Source organism: Pseudoalteromonas sp. MMG005 (assembly GCF_018101015.1).
GTDB classification, from domain to species: Bacteria; Pseudomonadota; Gammaproteobacteria; order Enterobacterales; family Alteromonadaceae; genus Pseudoalteromonas; species Pseudoalteromonas aurantia.
Genome location: NZ_JAGJEK010000029.1, coordinates 39,828 through 60,655, shown reverse-complemented (window position 1 = coordinate 60,655; position 20,828 = coordinate 39,828). Strand labels below are relative to the sequence as shown.

14 protein-coding genes are annotated in these 20,828 nt (G+C 38.8%); 5 read left to right on the top strand and 9 right to left on the bottom strand.

The features are described from left to right. Nucleotides 1-2: 2 nt before the first annotated feature. Genes J8M01_RS20805 through J8M01_RS20795 form a run of 3 tightly spaced genes read left to right on the top strand, consistent with a single transcriptional unit; the run spans nt 3 to nt 7,242 of the window. On the top strand, nt 3-2,759 hold the full coding sequence (locus tag J8M01_RS20805) for an NERD domain-containing protein (protein ID WP_211059201.1): 2,757 nt from the start codon (nt 3-5) through the stop codon (nt 2,757-2,759). Next, on the top strand, nt 2,752-4,152 hold the full coding sequence (locus J8M01_RS20800) for a hypothetical protein (protein WP_211059200.1): 1,401 nt from the start codon (nt 2,752-2,754) through the stop codon (nt 4,150-4,152). The genes J8M01_RS20805 and J8M01_RS20800 overlap by 8 nt, the downstream gene beginning before the upstream one ends. Before the next feature lie 36 nt (nt 4,153-4,188). Beyond that, nucleotides 4,189-7,242 carry a type I restriction endonuclease subunit R gene (locus J8M01_RS20795; protein ID WP_211059199.1) on the top strand — a complete coding sequence of 1,018 codons (3,054 nt, stop codon included), beginning with the start codon at nt 4,189-4,191 and terminating at the stop codon, nt 7,240-7,242. Between the two features lie 276 nt (nt 7,243-7,518). Here the strand turns inward: J8M01_RS20795 and J8M01_RS20790 are convergent, their stop codons facing one another. The 5 genes from J8M01_RS20790 to J8M01_RS20770 form a co-directional block, all read right to left on the bottom strand. After that, nucleotides 7,519-7,932 carry a hypothetical protein gene (locus tag J8M01_RS20790; protein WP_211059198.1) on the bottom strand — a complete coding sequence of 138 codons (414 nt, stop codon included), beginning with the start codon at nt 7,930-7,932 and terminating at the stop codon, nt 7,519-7,521. Then, the gene (locus J8M01_RS20785; RefSeq protein ID WP_192507639.1) at nt 7,919-9,259 is read right to left on the bottom strand and encodes an ATP-binding protein; all 1,341 of its coding nucleotides are present in this window, start codon (nt 9,257-9,259) and stop codon (nt 7,919-7,921) included. The genes J8M01_RS20790 and J8M01_RS20785 overlap by 14 nt, the downstream gene beginning before the upstream one ends. After that, nucleotides 9,253-9,927, bottom strand: a complete 675-nt coding sequence (locus tag J8M01_RS20780; protein WP_192507638.1) for a response regulator transcription factor — start codon at nt 9,925-9,927, stop codon at nt 9,253-9,255. Before J8M01_RS20780 ends, J8M01_RS20785 begins: the two co-directional genes overlap by 7 nt. A gap of 2 nt (nt 9,928-9,929) precedes the next feature. Continuing rightward, nucleotides 9,930-10,172: a PepSY domain-containing protein gene (locus J8M01_RS20775; protein WP_192507637.1), complete on the bottom strand. Its 243-nt coding sequence runs from the start codon at nt 10,170-10,172 to the stop codon at nt 9,930-9,932. A gap of 89 nt (nt 10,173-10,261) precedes the next feature. Continuing rightward, on the bottom strand, nt 10,262-10,558 hold the full coding sequence (locus J8M01_RS20770) for a YciI family protein (RefSeq protein WP_211059197.1): 297 nt from the start codon (nt 10,556-10,558) through the stop codon (nt 10,262-10,264). 167 nt (nt 10,559-10,725) lie between these two features. Between J8M01_RS20770 and J8M01_RS20765 the strand changes: the two genes are divergently transcribed. Then, entirely contained in the window at nt 10,726-12,150 is a 1,425-nt protein-coding gene (locus J8M01_RS20765) for a sodium-dependent transporter (RefSeq protein WP_210996664.1), read from the top strand. A 72-nt stretch (nt 12,151-12,222) separates the two neighbouring features. Here J8M01_RS20765 and J8M01_RS20760 read toward each other — a convergent pair whose 3' ends face one another. Beyond that, entirely contained in the window at nt 12,223-13,224 is a 1,002-nt protein-coding gene (locus J8M01_RS20760) for a hypothetical protein (RefSeq protein WP_211059196.1), read from the bottom strand. Between the two features lie 495 nt (nt 13,225-13,719). Between J8M01_RS20760 and J8M01_RS20755 the strand changes: the two genes are divergently transcribed. Next, nucleotides 13,720-15,741 carry a S9 family peptidase gene (locus J8M01_RS20755; protein ID WP_211059195.1) on the top strand — a complete coding sequence of 674 codons (2,022 nt, stop codon included), beginning with the start codon at nt 13,720-13,722 and terminating at the stop codon, nt 15,739-15,741. A 60-nt stretch (nt 15,742-15,801) separates the two neighbouring features. Here the strand turns inward: J8M01_RS20755 and J8M01_RS20750 are convergent, their stop codons facing one another. Genes J8M01_RS20750 through J8M01_RS20740 form a run of 3 tightly spaced genes read right to left on the bottom strand, consistent with a single transcriptional unit; the run spans nt 15,802 to nt 20,746 of the window. Further along, nucleotides 15,802-16,374 (bottom strand): hypothetical protein, encoded by a 573-nt coding sequence (locus J8M01_RS20750; RefSeq protein WP_211059194.1) that lies wholly within the window; start codon nt 16,372-16,374, stop codon nt 15,802-15,804. Further along, nucleotides 16,371-17,129, bottom strand: a complete 759-nt coding sequence (locus J8M01_RS20745; protein WP_211059193.1) for a hypothetical protein — start codon at nt 17,127-17,129, stop codon at nt 16,371-16,373. Before J8M01_RS20745 ends, J8M01_RS20750 begins: the two co-directional genes overlap by 4 nt. A gap of 29 nt (nt 17,130-17,158) precedes the next feature. Beyond that, nucleotides 17,159-20,746, bottom strand: a complete 3,588-nt coding sequence (locus tag J8M01_RS20740) for an ATP-binding protein (RefSeq protein WP_211059192.1) — start codon at nt 20,744-20,746, stop codon at nt 17,159-17,161. Nucleotides 20,747-20,828 lie beyond the last annotated feature (82 nt).

Below are 20,828 nucleotides of genomic sequence, written 5' to 3'. Positions count from 1 at the left end.
TTATGGGATTTAAAGCTTTTAGAGGCGGTGCATTTAATCATAGCCACGAGAATCAAGCATTCAATACGCTATACGATAAGTTACAAGCTGAATGGCAAGACCGTGATGAAGAGCTTTATTTATTTGGTAACTTCTTCGTTGCAGGTAAAGAGTTTGATGCGCTGATCGTTAAAAACAATGCCATGATCGTGATTGACTTTAAGAACTTTGGTGGTGAAGTTACCTTCTCTGAAAATGGTCCTTGGAAATGTGATGATATTATCGTTAAAGGTGGTAATAGCCGAAACCCATTTCTACAGCTTAGAAATAACAAATTTGCTTTACTAGATTATGTTAAAAGCGGTCATGTTGAACTGTTGTCTCGTCCCAACTTAGGGCATATCGCTGGCTTGGTTATATTTCACCAGCCAATTGAATTTGATGAGAGCCAAGTACCACAGCAAATAAAAAGTTGGTTTCATATTTGCGATTTAGATAAAGCATTGAGAACTGTTGATTCTATCGCTAGTGCAGAAATTGATTTGTCGAATAGAGATTTGGCACTAATTGTTGAAGCTTTTGATGCTCCTGAATACTTCCCAGATGGTAAACCCGCCACTAAACAAATCTCATTAAATGAAGATGACCAATCAAATATTGACTTTTCTCCATTAGGCTCACAGAGAAAAGCTTTAGATGCCGCTAACTCATGGATTAGTTCTGCTAATTCAGCACTTATTCTCAAAGGTATGTCGAGTACAGGTAAGCGAACTCTGCTAAGTGAAATACTTAATTTAATTTCAGCTAAAAATCTGAGTCCTCTTTTAATTGCCCCGAATGCTCGGTTAGCTAAAAAATATACCGAGATGGTAGGTGGAGAGTTCACTTCTATATATCAAACGCTCTATAGCAATAAAAGCGATGGCGTTATTAAAAAATCAAACGGTGTGGAATTAGCAAAACATCCCATTATTCTGACCAATGAAGAGGTTAAAGATAAAGTAATAGTTATTGTTGAGTCTCATTTAATCAGCAACAGTTATTACGATATGGACAGCGCTATTTTTGGTACAGGCCATATGGTGAATGACTTATTGAGTGTATTTGGTGATACCCCGCCTAAACTATTGTTGGTTGGGGACCCTTATCAGCTTTCTCGTGGCGATTTAGACCAATGTCTTTTGTCTGCACAAGCATTAAATGATAAAGGGATTGATTTGGTTGAAGTGTTCTTAGAACAACAAATTGAATCTGATCCCAAAGAGTTGCATGGCTTTCAATTTGATATCGCACAGCAAATGCAGCTTAAACAGTTTAATCAGTTACCACTCGCTAATAATGATGTTGTTTGTGAAGTAGATAATAGTCCTGACATTGGTAAAGAAATAACCATGGGGCGTTATCAGGGCGTTTACCTTACTGCATTAAATGATGTTGCGCATAAGATAAATATGGCAGCAAAATTAAAAGTGTTGCAGCAAGCAAATCCATATTCATTGTGTATTGGTGACTTAGTTGATTTTCATACTAGTTCTCCAGCAATAAATGATAACCCCGAAGGAATTGAAAATACTATCGATTGGGTTCATTCTGGCGAAATCATGTGTGTTACTGGCGTTTCGGATCATGTTGAAGTTATTGAACTTTTACTGAAAGGACGAGATGTAGCCACTTCTGTACGTATTGGTGAATTTACATGTGATGTACCGAGTGTTGGTGATGTACGCTTAAAGTATTTAATTGATTATTTACATGCTGAAAAGCCAGAATTAAATCAAGATCAGATGTTAGTGCTTAGTATTGTTGCTCGACAACAAGCCGAAGAAAAGTTCAAAGACTTAAAAGCAAAAGTTAAGCAATTAAAAGAAGGAAAACATCCTGATTATGATGCTGAAAATAAAAAATATAGAGAGTTAGTACAGAACCAAATTGCCTACAGCCCATTATTAAATGCAGCAAGAATCCGTTACGCCTATTCAATGACAGTTCACCGAGCGCAAGGGCGTAATTGGAATAATGTGTTTTTGGACGCGAGTAGAGGCTCAAGTGGTGATGCGATAACAAATGATGCTTATTTTAGATTTTTATACACAGCAAGTACGTGTACAAATATTAAGTTGAATTTACTCAAATACCCTAAATTAACACCGTTATACAAATGTCAGTTTATTCCAAATAGTAATTGCAAAGTTGCACCTTTCACCATTGCTAAAGGCTTTAACTACAGTGTTACTGAAGGCCAAGAATTAGAAACCTTTATGCCACCCGTTGGTTTTGATTCAGATGTTCTTGAGCTGAAATATTTATGTTTTGAAGTCAGTAAAAAGATTCAAAATACAGCATGGCGTATTAGCGAAATTAAACAGCATAGTTATCAGGAAATGTATACTTTTGAACATAACTCAGGAGCAAAGCAAAGAGTTCGCTTTACTTATGATAAAAATATTAAGGTTAAAACCCTTGTTTATCCTGATGAAAATAATGAGCCTGAGTTATGCAATGAACTTAAGACATTACTAAATACTTCTCCCAAGCTAAATGAACCAAGGCTAATAAAAGCAATGGAAGCTATTGAAGAATTTTATTCTTCAACGGATTTTAATATTTTAACGGCCAAAGAAAGATCTGAATGGGAAATGTTAATTGGTTTAAGTGATGGTAACGATTCTATTGAACTTAAGTTTTGGGTCGATAAAGCTGGTTTAGCAACAAAAGTAATGCCTGAGCGAGCAAGCACACAAGAAGTTATGGATTTAATAAAAGGCGCTTTAAATGAGTAATGAAGTATTCGCTCAGATTAGAGAACTTAAGCAACAAGGTAATTTCGTTGATGCCTGGAATTGTGGCTATGCCGTTTTCCAAAACGATTTAAATAATACTTATCTGAGAACTGCTTTATTTTGGGTTTGTTATGCCGCAATAAAAGCGACACAAGAGTCTGTGTTAAATCGTCAAAATAAAGCCCCGAATAATAATGAGCAGGATGTTGTTAATTCATGGGTTAGTTGCATTGGGCAATTAAATTTACCAGTACCTTGTGAAGAACTCGATTTCAGGTTTTTTAATTTATTTAAGGGGTGTGGTGAGCATTATCAAACGTACATTCAAATGCTTACTTTTTATGACGCAAATTTATATCAACCTGATGATTTAATACCATACCCTACAGAACGAGGGGAGTATCCTAGCCTGGTCGTTAGATTAGCGAGGCAAACAAGTAAAGCGTGGTTACAGCATCATAAAGAATGGCAATTAAATTTAGACGGTATTTTAAACCTTTTACAATATGCCTTAGATAACGCATTAGATAAGAATAAAACTTGGCTTCAGTTCGACATTTCAAAATGTTTAGTAAGCGCTAATCGATTTGATGAAGCTAGAAATGCGGCCCTACTAGTTTTGCGTAAGAAAATGTCTGAGTCATGGGCGTGGGGAGCATTAGCCGATACGTATGTTGTGGAAGATACTAAAGCTGCAATAGCTTGTTACTGTAAAGGCATTGTTGAAGCCCACGAGCCTCCTTTTTGTATTCCAATGTACTTCGGCCTCGCTAAGCTATTTTCTAGTAGTAATGAGTTTAATTTGGCATCTGCGTCTTTAAGCAAACTTATTGAAATATACAATGAGAATGGCTGGGCCTTAAAGCCTGAACATGAAGAGCTTGTTCAACAAACATGGTTTGATGCTTCGTGCATAAATGATCTCGATTTTAAAGCTGAAATAAAAACCCTTGCGAATAAATCACTTCAATACGCGACAGAAAAGCTAGAAATGGTTACTGGCATTGTTGATTCGCATCACCGCTCAGGTAAAGGCTTTAGCATTTATGTAGATTTAGGTAATAAGCTAAACGCTAGAAAAGGTCTTTTTTATGGTAAAGGATTACCAGATATTGGTAGTTGGGTTGAAGTTAAAGTCGCTTCAGACCAAGGAGAGTCTGATGTTTTAGAAGTTCATAAGATTGATGACCAAACCAGCGAAAAAGTTGTAGAAATTGAAGGTAATTTAAAGCTTAACCCTAAAGGGTTTGGTTTTGTGAGTGATGCCTTTATCGCCCCATATTTATTAAATGGCCTAAATGATGGCGAGTTCATAAAAGCTATAAAGGTATGGGATAAAGATCCTAAAAAAGGGACTCCGAGTTGGCGAGTAATTAAAGTGGTTAAGGGCTAATGATGATGAGTAATAATAAAGGAATTGAGGTTAAGAATGGTTAGTCAAACCAACGAACAAGCTTTAGAAGCAGCAATTGAAAAACACTTAACGGGTTCGTGTTTAGAAGATTTAAAATCAGGAGTGCAGGAAGCTGCACCTGATTTTAATAACGCTAGATATCAACTGGGCTATCCCTCTGATTTTGATATGCATTATGCCTTGGATACCAAGTTCTTCTGGAAGTTTTTACAGAATACACAAGAGATCGAGCTAGAAAAGCTTAAGAAAAATAGCCCCAATGACTGGGAGCGTAAAGTACTTGAGCGTTTTGATAGACTGATCAAAAAGCATGGCATTTTGCATTTGCTTAAAAAAGGCTTAAGTGTTGAAGATGCGCACTTAAATCTGATGTATCCAGCACCATTAGCGAGTAGTAGTGATTCTGTTAAACAGAACTTTAATGCCAATATATTCAGCTCAACTCGCCAATTAAGGTATTCTAAAACTAATCCGTTACAAGAAATTGATATGGTGCTGTTTATTAACGGTATTCCGTTGATAACACTAGAGCTGAAAAATGCATGGACAGGCCAAAATGCGCGTTACCATGGTCAAAAGCAGTACCGTAATGATAGAGATACCTCGCAGTCGTTATTACAGTTTGGGCGCTGTTTAGTGCATATGGCGGTTGATACTGATGAAGTATATATGACTACCAAATTAGCCGGTAAAAATACCTTCTTTTTACCGTTTAACAAAGGTAATAATCATGGTCAGGGTAACCCACCAAATACTTCTTTATTTGGCTCATTGCCAGGAAATGGCGGCCACAAAACGAGTTACTTATGGGAAGAGGTCTTTACTAAAACTAGCCTTGCTAACATCATCCAGCACTTTGTTCGTTTAGATGGTAGTAGTAAAGATGATTTGAAAAAACGCACCTTATTTTTTCCTCGTTATCACCAGATGGATGTTGTTCGCCGCTTAATTGATCATGCTTCAACTAACGGTGTTGGTCACACTTATTTAATTCAGCACTCTGCCGGTTCTGGTAAGTCAAACTCTATCACTTGGGCGGCTTATCAGTTAATAGAAACGTATCCAGTTAGTCCTGATATTCAAGGTAGCAAAGGAATTGAGCAACCGTTATTTGATTCAGTGATTGTAGTTACTGATAGACGATTACTTGATAAACAACTTAGAGATAACATTAAAGAATTCTCTGAAGTTAAAAACATTGTTGCTCCTGCCTTTAAGTCATCTGAGCTTAAATCTGCCTTGGAAAATGGTAAGAAAATTATCATTACCACTATTCAAAAGTTCCCATTCATTATTGATGGCATCAGTGATTTAAGTGATAAACGTTTTGCTGTGATTATTGATGAGGCACATAGCTCTCAGTCAGGCTCTGCCCACGACAATATGAACAGAGCTATGGGTAAAACTGAAGTAGAGGAAGCTGAAGATGCGCAAGACAAAGTATTGCAAGCAATGCGCTCACGAAAGATGCGAGGTAATGCTTCATATTTAGCCTTTACTGCAACGCCTAAAAACAGCACTTTAGAAAAGTTTGGTCAAAAACAAGAAGACGGTAGCTTTAAGCCATTTCATTTATATTCAATGAAACAAGCCATTGAAGAAGGCTTTATTCTTGATGTTATTGCCAATTACACCACCTATAAAAGTTATTACGAGATAGAAAAGTCAATTCAAGATAACCCTGAATTTGATACTAAAAAGGCGCAAAAACGCTTACGTGCTTACGTTGAAACCAGCCAACAGACCATAGACACCAAAGCTGAAATTATGCTTGAACACTTTATTCCACAAGTAGTGAACGCCAAAAAGCTACGTGGTAAAGGCAAAGGTATGGTTGTTACACAAAATATTGTTACAGCTATTCGTTATTACAAAGCATTAAAGCGAGTGATAGAAGCTCAAGGTAGCCCATTTAAAATAGCGATAGCATTTTCTGGCACCAAAGAAGTGGATGGCATTGAATATACTGAAGCCGAAATGAACGGCTTTGCCGAGAGTGAAACTAAAGATAAGTTTGATACTGATGAGTATCGCTTGTTGGTTGTTGCTAATAAATACCTAACGGGCTTTGATCAGCCAAAACTTTGTTCTATGTACGTAGATAAAAAGTTAGCGAGCGTGCTTTGTGTTCAAACATTATCACGCTTAAATCGCTCTGCACCTAAGCTTGGTAAGAAAACTGAGGATTTATTTGTACTCGATTTCTTTAATAGTGTTGATGAAATCAAAACGGCATTTGACCCATTTTATACTTCAACGACTTTATCTGAAGCAACTGATGTAAATGTATTGCATGAGCTAAAAGATGCGATGGATGATATTGGCGTTTATGAATGGTACGAAGTTGAAGATTTTGTTAAGCGCTATTTTGATAATGAAGATGCGCAAACCTTAAGCCCAATAATTGATACTGCGGCTAATCGATTTAATTTTGAGTTAGAGCTAGAAGATGACGATAAAGTCGATTTTAAGATCAAGGCTAAGCAATTTGTGAAGATTTATGGGCAAATGGCTTCAATAATGCCTTATGAAATTGTTGCGTGGGAAAAGTTATTTTGGTTCCTTAAGTTCCTAATTCCAAAATTGATCGTTAAAGATCCTGATTCAGAAAAGCTTGATGCATTATTAGATTCCGTTGATTTAAGCTCTTACGGCTTACAGCGTGTAAAACTTAATTATGGCATAGGCTTAGATGATGATGAAACGGAATTAGATCCTCAAAACCCAAACCCTCGTGGTGCTCATGGCGGTGATGATGAAAAAGATCCGCTAGACGAGATAATTAAAAACTTTAACGAAAGATGGTTTCAAGGTTGGAGTGCAACACCTGAAGAGCAGAAAGTTAAATTTATAAACATTGCTGAAAGTGTGAAAAGCCACCCTGATTTTGAAGCGAAATACCAAAATAACCCTGATCCACATAACCGAGAATTAGCGTTTGAAAAAATGCTTAAAGAAGTCATGTTAGCAAGACGTAAAGATGAGCTAGAACTGTATAAGTTATTTGCTGGAGATAGTGCATTTAAAGCATCTTGGACACAAAGCATGCAGCGAAGTGTTGGATTATAAAAAGGAATTATTATGCTTGATGATATCAAGGACGTTTTAAAAGTTAAGCCAGGGTTAACAGTCGTCAGATAGCCAGAAATATTGGGGAAGAATGTAAAGCTGTAAACTCTTTCACCTATGTTTTGATATGAGAATCAGATAAGCAGGCTAGGCACCGTCGGCATGTTATTGTCATTGCCTTTAACCGCGTTTCAATCACAAAGTTAATCGGTGCGTGCAGTTTAAAGCGCACGAGTATATTGAAAGGCACCCTTCGAAAACCACTCGCTGTTAAGATTAGAAGGGGAGCTTGAGATCTTCAATGTGCCTTTGTAACATGCGAATTTTACATTTTTTATAGATGATGGCAGCCTTAGTCGCGTTAGGCATTTGATGTAAATATCGCCAGCGACAGCTGTCTTCAATATATTTGTCTTGCCTGATAAAGCTGCGTTCTACAATAGGTAGTAATTGAGAGTTGCCTGTATCTTGTTCGATTAAATTCATGTCTAGTCTAAGTTTGGTGATCCAGGTTTTTCTGGTGCGCTCTAGGTTGGTAATGTTCCCATCTAAACAAATAATATAATTTTTTGCGCGTGACGGATGCGTATCAGCCAATGGCTCACAGTCTTTTAAAATATCGATATTCGCATTGACCGATGCTGAACAAAATAGCAATGAAAAATAAAAGATGTTTTTAGTTTTTTTCATAATTAAACTCAATCGAAAACCTAGCTCCACCAAGTGGTGAGTTATCTATATGTATATGCCCATGGTATGCGTTCACTAAGTCGGATACAATGGCCATTCCGACACCATGTCCAGCCTCATATGTGTCTAATCTCGCACCGCGTTTTAATAGTTCAGACCGTTGATGGTCGGGTATTCCAGGGCCGTCGTCAGATACTTCAATACATATCCCTTTATTATTCAATGCACGTAGGTTTATTTCAACTGTGTGTTGGCAAGCTTTACAAGCGTTATCAATAATATTGCCTAGAATTTCCATTAAGTCTGTTTTATCGCCTAAGAAAGCAAGATCCGGGCTACATTGACAATGGAAGTCAATATTTTTGTCGTGATATACCTTACGCATTGCATTCAATATAGATTTTAGCACAGGTTCTACAACTGTTTGCTTTTTCCAAGTATCTGATGCGCCTGTCGCAGCCCGTTTTAATTGGTGCTCTATCATTGCATTTATTCTATCGAGCTGCTCTTGTGCGTCTTCATCTGATGCCATCGGGCTAGATTTCAATACTGCTAAGGGGGTTTTTAAAGCGTGGGCTAAGTCACTTAAGGATGATCTATAACGCTCTTTTTGGCGGCGTTGAGAATCAAGTAATAAATTCAGGTCAGCCTTAATTGTTTGTAGTTCAACAGGGTAGAGGCCACTGATTTTATCTCTTTCACCGGCTTCCACTTCTTTAATTTCTTTATCAAGCCGTTGCAAAGGTCTGGCATTCCAAATAAAGCCCACAGCCATGAGCGCTGCAATAAGTACCCCCATGACTAACATCCAATTTACAAGCGTATTGCGAAACCCCGACATTTGTTCTACGAGTGCATCGTTGCGTTTTAATAAAATAAACCGTGCATGTTGCGATTGTTCTGCGTTACCTAAAATAACAGTTAAGCTTAATTGCCAGTACTTTGCTTGATTGTATTTCACTAACTCAAATTCAGCTGCGCCAGCTTCTCCGTTTACAAATTCGGGTGTGACAGACAGGTTAACCGCTGACTCCGAATACCAAACAAGCGTTTGATCTTGATAAACCATTGCAAAGGTATCTGAATTTAACCGGTTTAGCTCAGGTGCCAAAATGGTTCGAGGCATTTCAATGCCATCAGTGACAAATTCGACTTCAGATATTAGGGAGTATAAATGCGCTTCTAAGGTTTTCTCTGTTGCTTCAACTAAAGAGGCATGATAGGCACGGCCAATGGAGAAAAACAAGGCCGGAAGTGCAACTATAAGCACAAAGACAAGAATGAATCCTTGTCTTATTTTTAAAGAGATTTGTGCAGCGTTTACCACTGGTTTTTAAACCTGTAGCCTCTTCCTCGTAATGTTTCGACAGGATTAAGCGTACCATCGGGATCGAGCTTCTTCCGCAATCGTAAAACAAAGACTTCAATGACGTTTGAATCTAAATCAAAATCTTGATCATAAATATGTTCTGTAAGTTCTGATTTTGATATCACTTTTTGGGGGTTAACCATTAAATACTCGAGTACTTTATACTCATAAGCTGTTAATGAGAGTTCTCTTTCGTTAACCCATACCTGCTGAGAACGGGTATGAATTTTTATTGGCCCAATACTGATTTCGGGATTTGCTTGACCTGCACTTCTACGAATTAGGGCATTACAGCGAGCGATGAGTTCTTCTAAATGAAACGGTTTGGTTAAGTAATCATCTGCACCAGCATCAAGTCCTTCAACTTTATCTTGCCAACGATCTCGCGCGGTGAGTATTAGAATAGGAATGTCTATTCCAGCAGCTCTGGCTTGACGAATAATTTCGATACCATTTAATTTCGGGAGCCCCAAATCGATAACCGCCATATCTAACGGATATTCTTTCAGATGAAACAAACCAGACTCACCATCATGGCATAAATCGATACTGTATTTTTCTTTCTCAAGTGCGCTACGCAGGTTTTCGGCCAGTTGAATATCATCTTCAATTACTAAAATTCGCATTTCTAATCCTTTTTGACCTCTCCAGTCACTTTATTAACTTTGAGATCTACAATACGACCGTTGCTTTGCAATATACGTACGATGAAATAGTCACCTTGCTCGGTTATTTTCAAGGTTCTACCAGAAAAATCTGCTAAGGCAAGTTCGACAGCCTGTTTTTTGGTTATTGTCTGCTTTTCAGCACTTGAGGCGTTACTTGACAGTAACAACAACCCAGAAAGAAACAGACAAACTATCAATCGCATTTTACAAAGCTCCACGATCTTAAAGTTACTAAACAAGAGTATGTAAGATTAGAACACAGGTGATTAACCTTTCCTGAACTTACATCAGATTAAAATACTTTTTTAAATGGTTTTACGATACTACCAGCGTAAACACCCGCGTGAATATAAGGGTCATCATCAGCCCAAGCTTGTGCTTGTGCTAATGAATCGAATTCAGCGATGATCAATGAGCCAGTAAAACCCGCATTTCCAGGATCATTAGAATCAATCGCCGGTAATGGGCCCGCCGCAACAACACGACCTTGTTCTTGTAGCTCGGTAATGCGCGCTATATGCGCGGGTCGGGCAGCTAAGCGCTTTTCTAAAGAGTTTTCTACGTCTGTAGAATGGATCATATATAACATAGCTATGCTAATCAGTAAGATAAATTTTCCATATAGTAGTCTGATTTGCACTAGCTTGTAAACGATGATCAGATTTGTCTGGGCCTTTAACGTTAAAAACTTGAAAATAGGCCGTGAAGGCTGGTAGAGTCGCTCGGATATTTTAAAATAATAATAAGGTTGTCTGCATGAGTGCAAATCGTGAGCATTTTAGCTCCCGACTAGGTTTCATCTTAGCTGCAGCAGGTTCTGCTGTCGGGATTGGTAACTTAGTTGGCTTCCCAGTATCTGCTACTAAAAATGGTGGTGGTGCATTTTTACTCGTTTATGCTTTGTTCGTCGCTTTTATTTGTTTGCCCGTTATGATGGCTGAAATGGCCATGGGCCGAAAAGCACAAAAAGACCCATACGGTGCGTATAAAACGCTCTCTGGCAGTGACAAAAAGTGGTCGTTTGCAGGCATGTTAGCGGTTTTAACGCCTTTTATGATCGCTGTATTTTATATGGTTATCACCGTTTGGATTTTTGGATACTTAGCACAGACAGCCATGGGGAACCTAGATGCATTAGCGGATCCGGCGCACTTTGGTGAGTTTATTAATCAATCTAGTGTTTTTTGGTATATGTTGCTGGTTGGTATTATCGTTAATTTAATTTTAGTGGGGGGCGTAAAGCAAGGGATTGAAAAAGCGGCCAAGTTTTTGATGCCTGCGTTGTTTGTGCTATTGATAGGGCTTGTTGCCTATGTGCTAACATTAGATAATGCGATGGCTGGTGTGCGCTATTATGTGATTCCCGACTTTTCTAAAATGAATGCCAGTGTATTAAATGGTGCGTTATCTCAGGCGTTCTTTTCATTGTCTTTGGGGATGGGTATTTTAATGACTTATGCCTCTTATATTTCTAAAAAGGAAGATATTGTTGGTGGTGCAAAGATGGTTGCGCTTACTGATTCTTTGGTCGCATTTATAGCGGGTCTTATGGTGTTACCAGCCATATTTAGCTTCAACCCAGCAACCAACCCTGATGAATTATCTGAATCGTCAGTATCAATGATTTTTGTATACTTACCTAAAATCCTACTTGCCATTCAATCAGATATTGGATACACCGGCGCTTCGATTGTGGCTTTTGTGTTTTTCTTGCTGGTATTTTTTGCGGCAATCACGTCTTTGGTCTCTATTATTGAAGTGCCGACCGCAGCGTTAATGGAAGAGAAGAATGTGAGTCGTAAGGCTGCATTAATCATACTTGCAGGTGCAACGGGTATATTAACGATACTCTCAACGATGTCATTTGGTATGGTTGATTGGTTAACCCAATTTATAAATTATGGTGGCGCAAGTAAGAGCTTATTTGATCTGGTATATGATGTTTTTTACGATACGATCTTGCCTCTCAACGGCTTAATGGTGTGTTTATTTGTGATATATCGTTGGAAGAAAGTACGTTTATCTGAAGAGTTATCTCAAGGCTGTGAAGGATATGAAGGGAGCTTTACTGAGAAATACGTGAACTTTTCACTATCGACGTTCATTCCAGTTGTGTTACTGATCATTTTTGTGAATACCGTTGCAACGAAGTTTTTCGCAGTGAGCTTGTTTGGCTTTTAATTTACGATAGATAAAAGGAAAGCCAGCACATCGTGCTGGCTTTTTTGTTGTTGAGTGACAGTAACCGTTATTTTAATAAAAAGGCGCGTATAACCACATATTTAAAAACGTAATTTGAGAGTTTGCATCTTTGAACTGAACACCCGCTTTGGAAAACTTCATGGTGTATTGCACTGCATCACCAACACGCTTGTTATCTAACGCTGTGATAGGCACAAAGTTAACCGTACTTAGGTTGGCATGATGTTGAATGGCATCAGGGATGTCTTGGGTCATATCTACCCCAAGGAACTCAAAGACATCAATTACAATACGGCCAAACTCTTCATATAGTTTATCGAATATTTTAGGGGTTAGCTGCTCAAATAGTTCGAATAAAAATGGCAGGTTAACATCAACGTCTACTTTCGGTTGAAAGCTAGATTTGGCAGGATCAATACTCAGGTTCCGACTATAGATGTTGTACTGACCTTTCAATAGAATGTTTGAGTATTTAATGTTGACGGTAAAACGTACTGGTAATCCTAATTGGTACTTTTTTAATTTGCCCTGAGTGAGCACTTCAAACCCTGAAGCAGTGACAGGAACATTGCCTTGGCTATCTACTCGCCCTTGAATACGAATGGTCGCTTCACCGATAAATTTAGCATCGATACCTTTGACGCGCGCGCCTGTTTGTGCAGACACATTGTTAACGATTTGAGTGCCAATTTCTTTGAAGTTGGTTTCAATAATCGACACCTGTGTGCGTGCTATTGGGTGTACCGCGTTGTACATATCATCTATGGATTGATCACTTGTCGTAAGTCCTCGGATGTAGCACTCGCCATTATTAATCACTAAAGGGTGAAAATAGGGGAACATGAAAATAGGATCCCCTGGGTCGAATGCCGTTTCTTGCACTTCAATACATGAAGCTGAATTATTAGTATAAATTAGATCATGCATCGAGGAGCCAGTTGTTGAACTACTAACAAAGGTCGATGATGACTGTTGGGTATCTAGATCATTGGTCGAGCTATTGGCAAATAAGAGGGGGGATGCCAATAACAATGCCATGACTGCGTATTTCATTTTCATTTCCTTATTGATGGATAGATATTATTAATTTATTTACAGCTGAGCGTTATCTCCACTTTGTGACGAGAAGGAATGTCTGTTTTTTAGTCTAATTACCTATGTGAAATGTACTTTTAATATGAAGAGCCTAGGGGCTGTTGATCTTTGCCGTTCTATTTTTGTTCTCTTTGAGCGTGCTTTTATCGCGGCGCTTAATGTGTGGCTTAGTGATCTAAGCGAATATTAAGCAACAAAGAGAAAAGGGCGCTCAAAAGAACCAGTAGGCAGCGTTTGATTGGCTTTTCTACTATGTTATCGGCTGACTCACATGGAATAGCCATGCTACGCAGCCTCTTCCTTGTATAAAAGCCAATCAAACTGCTTAAAAAATGAACATGAAAGATCAACAGCCCCTAATTTATTGATAGTTCATCGAGTATGGAGTGACGACTTTGTGCCTTTGTTTCATAATGATTACCTATCATTTTAATGACTTTTTGGGAAACACTCATGTCTCATATAATTCGATGTGCAGTTATGGCTTGTGCTATTGTGCCGGCTGTTACTCATGCAAGTACTGTTTTTGATTCAAAAGATATATTTTCTCTTGAATATGCAAGCGATGTTCAATTGTCACCAAATGGTGACAGTGTCATCTATGTACGTAATTCAAATGATGTGATGCGCGACAGCAAAAGGCGTAACTTATGGCTAGTAGACACTAAATCGGGCGAACAAAGCCCGCTGTTTTCAGGCGAAAGTCAATATAGTCAACCCAGATGGTCAGAAGACGGTAAAAAAATAGCATTTGTTAGCAATATGTCCGGTAGTTCGCAAATTCATGTGCATTATATCGCTGAAAACAAAACGGCATTGTTAACTCAGTTACAGTCTGGTGTGAGCAATCTAACTTGGTCACCAGACGGTAAGTGGCTAGCGTTTAGTCAATTAGTTAACGAAAAGCCTTCGGTCATTGCGGCAATGCCAGCTAAACCAAAAGGGGCTACATGGTCGGAACCTGCGATAGTTATTGATAAAGCATATTATCAAGCCGATGGACGAGGGTTAGTGAAGCCAGGATATCGGCAGATATTCGTGTTGCCAAGTGATGGTGGTACAGCGCGACAATTAACCTCGGGTGAGTATCACCATAGTGGAAAGCTATCTTGGCGACGCGACTCAAAAAGCATTATATTTTCAGCAAATAGAATAAAAGACTGGGAATATAAGCGATTAGAAGGTGATTTGTTTGAGGTTGATTTAAACAATAATTTGCAGCAACTGACGTCTGCACCTGGACGTGAACATACGCCAAGTTTTTCAAACGACGGTAAGAAGCTGGCGTATTTAAGTGCATCTAATGCACTAAACCCATATCGCAATCAAAAGCTTAACATCATGAAGTGGCAAAACAAGACCACAAAAATGATAGCTGGTGAATTCGATCGTTCGATTAGCAGTCCGACATGGATCAGTGACTCTAAGCTGGCGATTTCGTATGATGATTTTGGTAAAAGAAAACTGGCCACGATCACCACAAAAGGGAAAATCACAGATCTGACCGATTCGCTTTCAGGTACTACTTTAGGTCGCCCTTATTTAAGTGGGGCGTTCAGTGGTAATTATTCAGGTAAAATTGCTTTTACTCACGGGAGCAGTGAAAGGCCAGCTGATGTTGCTATCATTAGTAAAAGAGGAAAGCAAAAGCAACTCACCACGTTAAATGAGGATCTACTGGCCCATAAGACGTTAGGTAAAGTCCATGAAATTAACTACAAATCATCATTTGATGGTGAATCAATTCAAGGTTGGTACATTACACCTCCTAATTTCGATCCGACCAAAAAATATCCGCTGTTACTTGAGATCCATGGTGGGCCACACTTAGCATATGGTCCGCATTTTTCAGCTGAACTACAGCGATATGCAGCCGAAGGCTATGTTGTATTCTATGATAATCACAGAGGAAGTAGCTCATATGGTGAGCGATTCGCTATGCTTCTGAAGTATAAATATAGTTCGAAAGAAGATTTCGCGGACCATAACTCGGGTGTTGATGCGATGATCCAGACTGGGTTTGTTGACAAAGAGAACGTATTTATTGCTGGTGGATCTGCAGGAGGAATTGCCACAGCTTATGCGATAGGTTTATCTGATCGCTTTAATGCTGCTGTCGTCGTCAAACCGGTCATTAATTGGCTTAGTAAAGTGTTAACAGCTGATAGTGGCTTATTGCAAATTCCAACGCAATTTCCAGGGATGCCGTGGGATCATGTTGAACACTATTGGCAGCGTTCACCTATGTCACTGGTTGGCAATGTGAGCACGCCGACAATGCTAATGACTGGCGAGGAAGACTTACGTACACCAATGGCAGAAACGGAGCAATACTATCAAGCATTGAAACTTAGGAAAGTTGATACCGTACTAATAAAAATTCCAGGTGCACCGCATGGAATTGCAGGACGGCCGTCTCGTATGATCAGCAAAATTGAACATACGTTAGCGTGGTTTGAAAAGTATAAAAAATAGCGTGGAAGCCGCAAAAGCGGCTTTTTAAGACTCATGCTGGTTTAAATTCTGGGCAGTGGCTTACTCTGGTGCTGCTAGAGAAAAGAATTCCAGCATTAACTTAAAGTGGCCGCTCCCTAAGTATTCATTAGAAAGTACTTTACCGTGGCCACTAACATAGTCACCTTCAAAAGAGTGGACGAGCTCTCCTTCCATAATCACTTGCTGCTTGTTTTTAGCCCAATAAATGCGGATCCCTTGTTTAGACCCCCTGAAAGTGGCAAAGTAATCATCAAATTCTCGTTCTTTTCCTTTAATTGGGTTTAGCTCGAAATCGACTTGATCTTCAATGTTCTGATCTGTCGAGCTAAAAACAGCCAATTGAAAGGTGTCGTTAATGATAGTGTCGAAGTCCCACCAAGGCTTGTTTAAATTGCTCGTTTCAGGGCTTGCCGCGAGCAAAGGCACTTCAAAATGTATGCTCGGTGTTTTATGCTCTTCCTCAACATATTGCGTAAAAATAGAGTTAATGATATGCATATCGTGAACTGTGAGGCCTACCTGCTTTTCACGTTCAAATTCGCTAATAGATTGTGCAATTAGGTGATCTTCAAGCGACTTATACACCTTGTCTGTGATCTTAACCTTGTTCATACTGATATCGTCTCATTTAATTTATTACTGTGATTGAGAAAGTAAATGTCTAATTCTGCTAGCTGTGAGCTACTAAGTTCTAAGCTGAGTTCAGACGCTTCAACGCGCTGTGCAAGTTTGTTCACAAAGCGCGAAATATGTGTAATGGCGGTGTTCCCTTGAAAGCCATGAAGCTCTCCTAATTGTTTCTGGGTATGGCCTGTTTTTCGATAAGACAGAGAAAAGAAATCGTAAAATAGTGCGCGTTTCTTATTGTCAGGTTCTTGTCCGATGGTTTCTAGTAATAAGTTGATAAAAAGAGTCGCATTTTTATCTATAGCGGCAGCTTGTTCTGGTTTTGGCTGCTTGCTTGGAAGCATCTCATAGATATTAGTTACCTTCTCAGGACCATGGGTATGTTCGTATACATGTATTAATTGAACTGAATTAATTTGGTCACGTGAATGAGTTTGTTCACTCGAAGATTTACGGCGAAATGTCACATTGGCGCTCATGTCAAGAAAAACACTTTCGAAAGACCGGTATGTGTAAGCTTTTAATAAATGATTAAAATCAGTTTGAGCACTCAAGCGTTGGGCTGCGGGACGCTCTTTATCAGAGGTTATTTCGCTTTGAGTTGCCTTGATAACCTTGAGTAAGGTTTCTTGAATGAGTGCCTCAGTATCGATACGATGGTCAGAGATTGACTTTTTTTTAGTTAAGTATTTGATGTATCGGTAAGCTTCTTCTACAGAGTCTTTTTTGCTAAACCACATTCCCACCTCCTTTTCATTGTTTGCACACGTCACGGTTGTATTGCAACACGTTTACATGAAAGTAATTCGATATAATGGTCGAATTTCTTAGCTGATTTATTAAAAGCCAAGTGCGTTTGTTCATTTGAGTATTTTTCAACAAAGTGCTTGCCAGACAAAAAGTATTGACAAGCTTGTGTATTGTCACCGAGCTCGGTGGCGATATAACCAAGATTAAATAATGTTCTTCGATAGCTATTCTTATACTTAAAACTGCTGGTGTTTTTTTCGATTAAGGTAAGTAAAGTCTCTTTTGCTTTTTCAAAGTGTGCCAGTGCTTGTAACTTCTCCCCTAAGTCATAAAAGTTGTTTGCTACTTGGGCATGAACGCTTTGTAGTAAATAGGCAAAGTTCAAGTTGTTTTCATCAGTCGCGGCAAGGCGTTGTGCCGATGTGAGAGCAAGTTGATGATATTCTTTGCTTTGCGCATCTAAATTAGTTGCTGAGTAGTAATTGGCAAAAGCGGCATACAGCTCAATGGTATGACCTTGCCAATCAATATTAGAAATATCTAAACGTTGTAATTTATTGGCAATTTCCACTCCCGATAAAAAGTACTTTTGTGATTCGGGCATTTGTTTGTTAGCTAAGTACTCCTTGCCGAGCCTAGTGGCTAATAGCAGCTGTGCTACTTGCACATGTACATTGTCGGGATCTTTTATAGCGTATATTCGAGCCAACTCATCTGCTTTTTTATAGTATCGAGATGCAATCGATTTTGATGCACTTTTTTCAGCTAAGTTGATATACGTTTTTAATAAATTGTATTGTGATATAAGGTGGTTGGGGTCTTTATCAAGTAGCTGGTTTAATAAGGTTTCAGCTTGAACCAACATGTCCTTGGCGATTGTATTTGATGGAGCAGCTTTAGCCAGGTTGCGATAAATATCCACACGCAAATTGTTGAATGATTGCGTTAAGTGTGTGGGTTGCTTATGTGAGTTTAAAGTGAGCAGCACCTTTTCCAGCTGACTGGTCGCTAAATCAGTGTTACCTGATTCAAGTGATATTGTGGCAACACGGGTGGTGAGTTGCGCATTGAGTAATGCCAATTCATGATGACTCTCAGGTATATCGGTTAACAAACTGATCGCTTCTTCAAAATACACTTTCGCATCTGACGAAAAGCCTTGTTTTAACAATAATATGCCTAATTCATAGTTGAATTGAGCGACTACTTTTTTGTGAGCAAGCTCTGGAGATTGCACTTTTGGAAATGTCGATACTTTACGTTGGATTTGCTCCAAAACCTGCTTAATTTCACTGCGGTGTGTCGAGTCATCTTGACGAAGAATTTTTACCTGTATTAATAAAAGCCTGAGCTTATCAATATCAGCAAGTGGGATACCATCCACGCTGTCTATTAGGTTTGATAAGTGCTTATTTAGTTGTTTCCTTTGAAAAGTGGGCAAGTAATCGGCAAGTATTGGCTCTAACGAATCAATATTGACCAATACGTTATCTTTTAAGTGCGTAAGTGCTTCGGTGGTTTTTATCTGTTCTGCAATTATTTGCTGTTTTTGTACATAAGCAAATGAGCCCGCAATGAGTGTACACAAAAATAGCATGCCCGTTGTAAATAAGCGGCGTTTTTGCTGTTTATTTTGTAATTCTAACGATGATTGATAGTCATGCTGAGATTGCATTATGTAATTACGGACTTCTTGTAAGCAAATCGTATTTGGCTGGCTTAAAAATCTGCTCCCTTCATTAAGCTCATGTTTGCTTAAGGCGTAATGTTTTTGTTCTTCTATATTATCGTGATGCCTTATCCACTGCGTATATTTAGTTTCAACCCCATGAAACCATTGTAAGTATTCTTTACGATCGTTTAGCCAAATATAGAACCGAGGCCAAATTTGTTGGTCCAGTGATAGGTCTTCAACAACGGTGATCAGGCAGTCGTGTGTTAATTTTACATAAGGAGGTGATTTGTATATTTGGTGCCTGATAATGAGTTGTTTTTCTATAAGCTCATCAACCAAGTTACTGAGTTGTGGATATTGTTGGCCCAGTGCTAAAAAATCAACATGTTTTGCATAGCAATTACCATTAATATTAACCCCAACAAATAATTCAAAAAACTGCTCAGTGAGTGGCTCAAATTGTCCGAATATTTTTTCCGCTTGTCTGTAAATTACACCAGTTAATTTATTTAATTGTTTGTATTGTGCATAAGTTAATACCTTTGGATGATCACTTTTGTTAGCAAGAGTGTGCATTTGTGCGAGTAAATATTCTACCGCAGGAAGTGCATGAGACAGTTTAAGCGCTTCGGTTTGTATCGTCTGAGCTAAGCCTGTCTCCAGTGATATTCCAAGAGCAATTGCTTGGTTTTCAATGATATCAATCCAATTTTCGGCAGATAAGCTGTGTGGAACGTAGAAATCATGGCCTTGCATACCTGTGTAATGAAGGTATTCGCTGCGAATGCTAACAATTATGGATATGGGGGTAATTTCACCAATGAGCACAAGGCTTTGCAGAAGCTGGCTACTTGGTTGTGCGTCATAAAGCTCTTCAAATTGATCAATAAACCAGATATATTTTGTTTTATGTGCAGTTAAGTGTGCAGATAGCTCATCAAGATATTGTGTTTTTTGCTCTAATAGTCCCTCAATGAAGCTTTCGACAGAGACGTCGAGCATTTTCAGTATTATGTCAAAGCCAACCTCCGCCGACGTAATAAAGTCTGTTAACAAAGCGGTACTATCTTCGAATTGCTTTGGTAGGGCTATGTGCCACTTTACGCTATCATATTGTTTGGCTATCGCAGGCAGCAGACCGGCTTTTACTAAGCTCGATTTACCACTACCAGATACACCATGGACTTTTATTAAAGGTGTATCTTCTTGGAAAAGAGCAAGAAGTTCCGAAGTTTGTTGCTCTCTTCCAAAAAAATAATATTCATCATATGGGTCAAAACTGCAAAGCCCTTTAAATGTAAGGGTTCCACCGACTTGAGAACCATCAAAATCAGGGCCTAACAATATTTCTAAAGCTTGATTAATATGCTCTACAGGATGAAGAGCCCCCCCTAAATGCTGCACTTCATCGATGAGAGTTGGTGTAATATCATGAAGGTTTGCTTTAGGATAAAATATTGCAAATGGCATGTCAGGGTGACTTGCCATTGCATGTAATGCACCTTCTATCTTAGTGTTGATATGGCCAATACTGTGTACATTACCGCTTGGAGATACTTCACCTGTTGAAAAAACATGCTCTAGTACTGGTGCTTTTTTATTTAACTGTTGACGATAAGCGAGCGCTGCTCCTAATGCATATCCAAGCCCTACGCTGGTGCTCTCTGGTTGTAAATTAATAAGCTCACTATCATGACTGACCAGGTTGAGTTCAACGAAGAATTGCTTGTTTTGTCTATCAATCGGATTCAACGACATAAAAGCAGCTTCGGCAGCCATTGCAAAATAATTCATTTGCTCGGTGAACCTATAACCCAGCGAAAGTACAAGGTCATTTGAGAACTTAACTTTCACTTTTTGTTGGTCTTTTGGCGTAATGAACCTAAATGTCGGTTTATAAGTATAGCGTTTGTCTGACAAAAGAATATGCATTGCGTTTAGCTCTTATTATTCGTGTGGCATTACGTGGTGTTTTGCGACGTTGTTACATCGTCAATATCAATCTTCTGTTGTG

Excerpts from the sequence above, each read along its gene's own strand:
- J8M01_RS20805 (WP_211059201.1), top strand. The coding sequence starts at position 3 with ATGGGATTTAAAGCTTTTAGAGGCGGTGCATTTAATCATAGCCACGAG.
- J8M01_RS20800 (WP_211059200.1), top strand. The coding sequence starts at position 2,752 with ATGAGTAATGAAGTATTCGCTCAGATTAGAGAACTTAAGCAACAAGGT.
- J8M01_RS20795 (WP_211059199.1), top strand. The coding sequence starts at position 4,189 with ATGGTTAGTCAAACCAACGAACAAGCTTTAGAAGCAGCAATTGAAAAA.
- J8M01_RS20790 (WP_211059198.1), bottom strand. The coding sequence starts at position 7,932 with ATGAAAAAAACTAAAAACATCTTTTATTTTTCATTGCTATTTTGTTCA.
- J8M01_RS20780 (WP_192507638.1), bottom strand. The coding sequence starts at position 9,927 with ATGCGAATTTTAGTAATTGAAGATGATATTCAACTGGCCGAAAACCTG.
- J8M01_RS20775 (WP_192507637.1), bottom strand. The coding sequence starts at position 10,172 with ATGCGATTGATAGTTTGTCTGTTTCTTTCTGGGTTGTTGTTACTGTCA.
- J8M01_RS20770 (WP_211059197.1), bottom strand. The coding sequence starts at position 10,558 with ATGTTATATATGATCCATTCTACAGACGTAGAAAACTCTTTAGAAAAG.
- J8M01_RS20765 (WP_210996664.1), top strand. The coding sequence starts at position 10,726 with ATGAGTGCAAATCGTGAGCATTTTAGCTCCCGACTAGGTTTCATCTTA.
- J8M01_RS20760 (WP_211059196.1), bottom strand. The coding sequence starts at position 13,224 with ATGAAATACGCAGTCATGGCATTGTTATTGGCATCCCCCCTCTTATTT.
- J8M01_RS20755 (WP_211059195.1), top strand. The coding sequence starts at position 13,720 with ATGTCTCATATAATTCGATGTGCAGTTATGGCTTGTGCTATTGTGCCG.
- J8M01_RS20750 (WP_211059194.1), bottom strand. The coding sequence starts at position 16,374 with ATGAACAAGGTTAAGATCACAGACAAGGTGTATAAGTCGCTTGAAGAT.
- J8M01_RS20745 (WP_211059193.1), bottom strand. The coding sequence starts at position 17,129 with ATGTGGTTTAGCAAAAAAGACTCTGTAGAAGAAGCTTACCGATACATC.
- J8M01_RS20740 (WP_211059192.1), bottom strand. The coding sequence starts at position 20,746 with ATGCATATTCTTTTGTCAGACAAACGCTATACTTATAAACCGACATTT.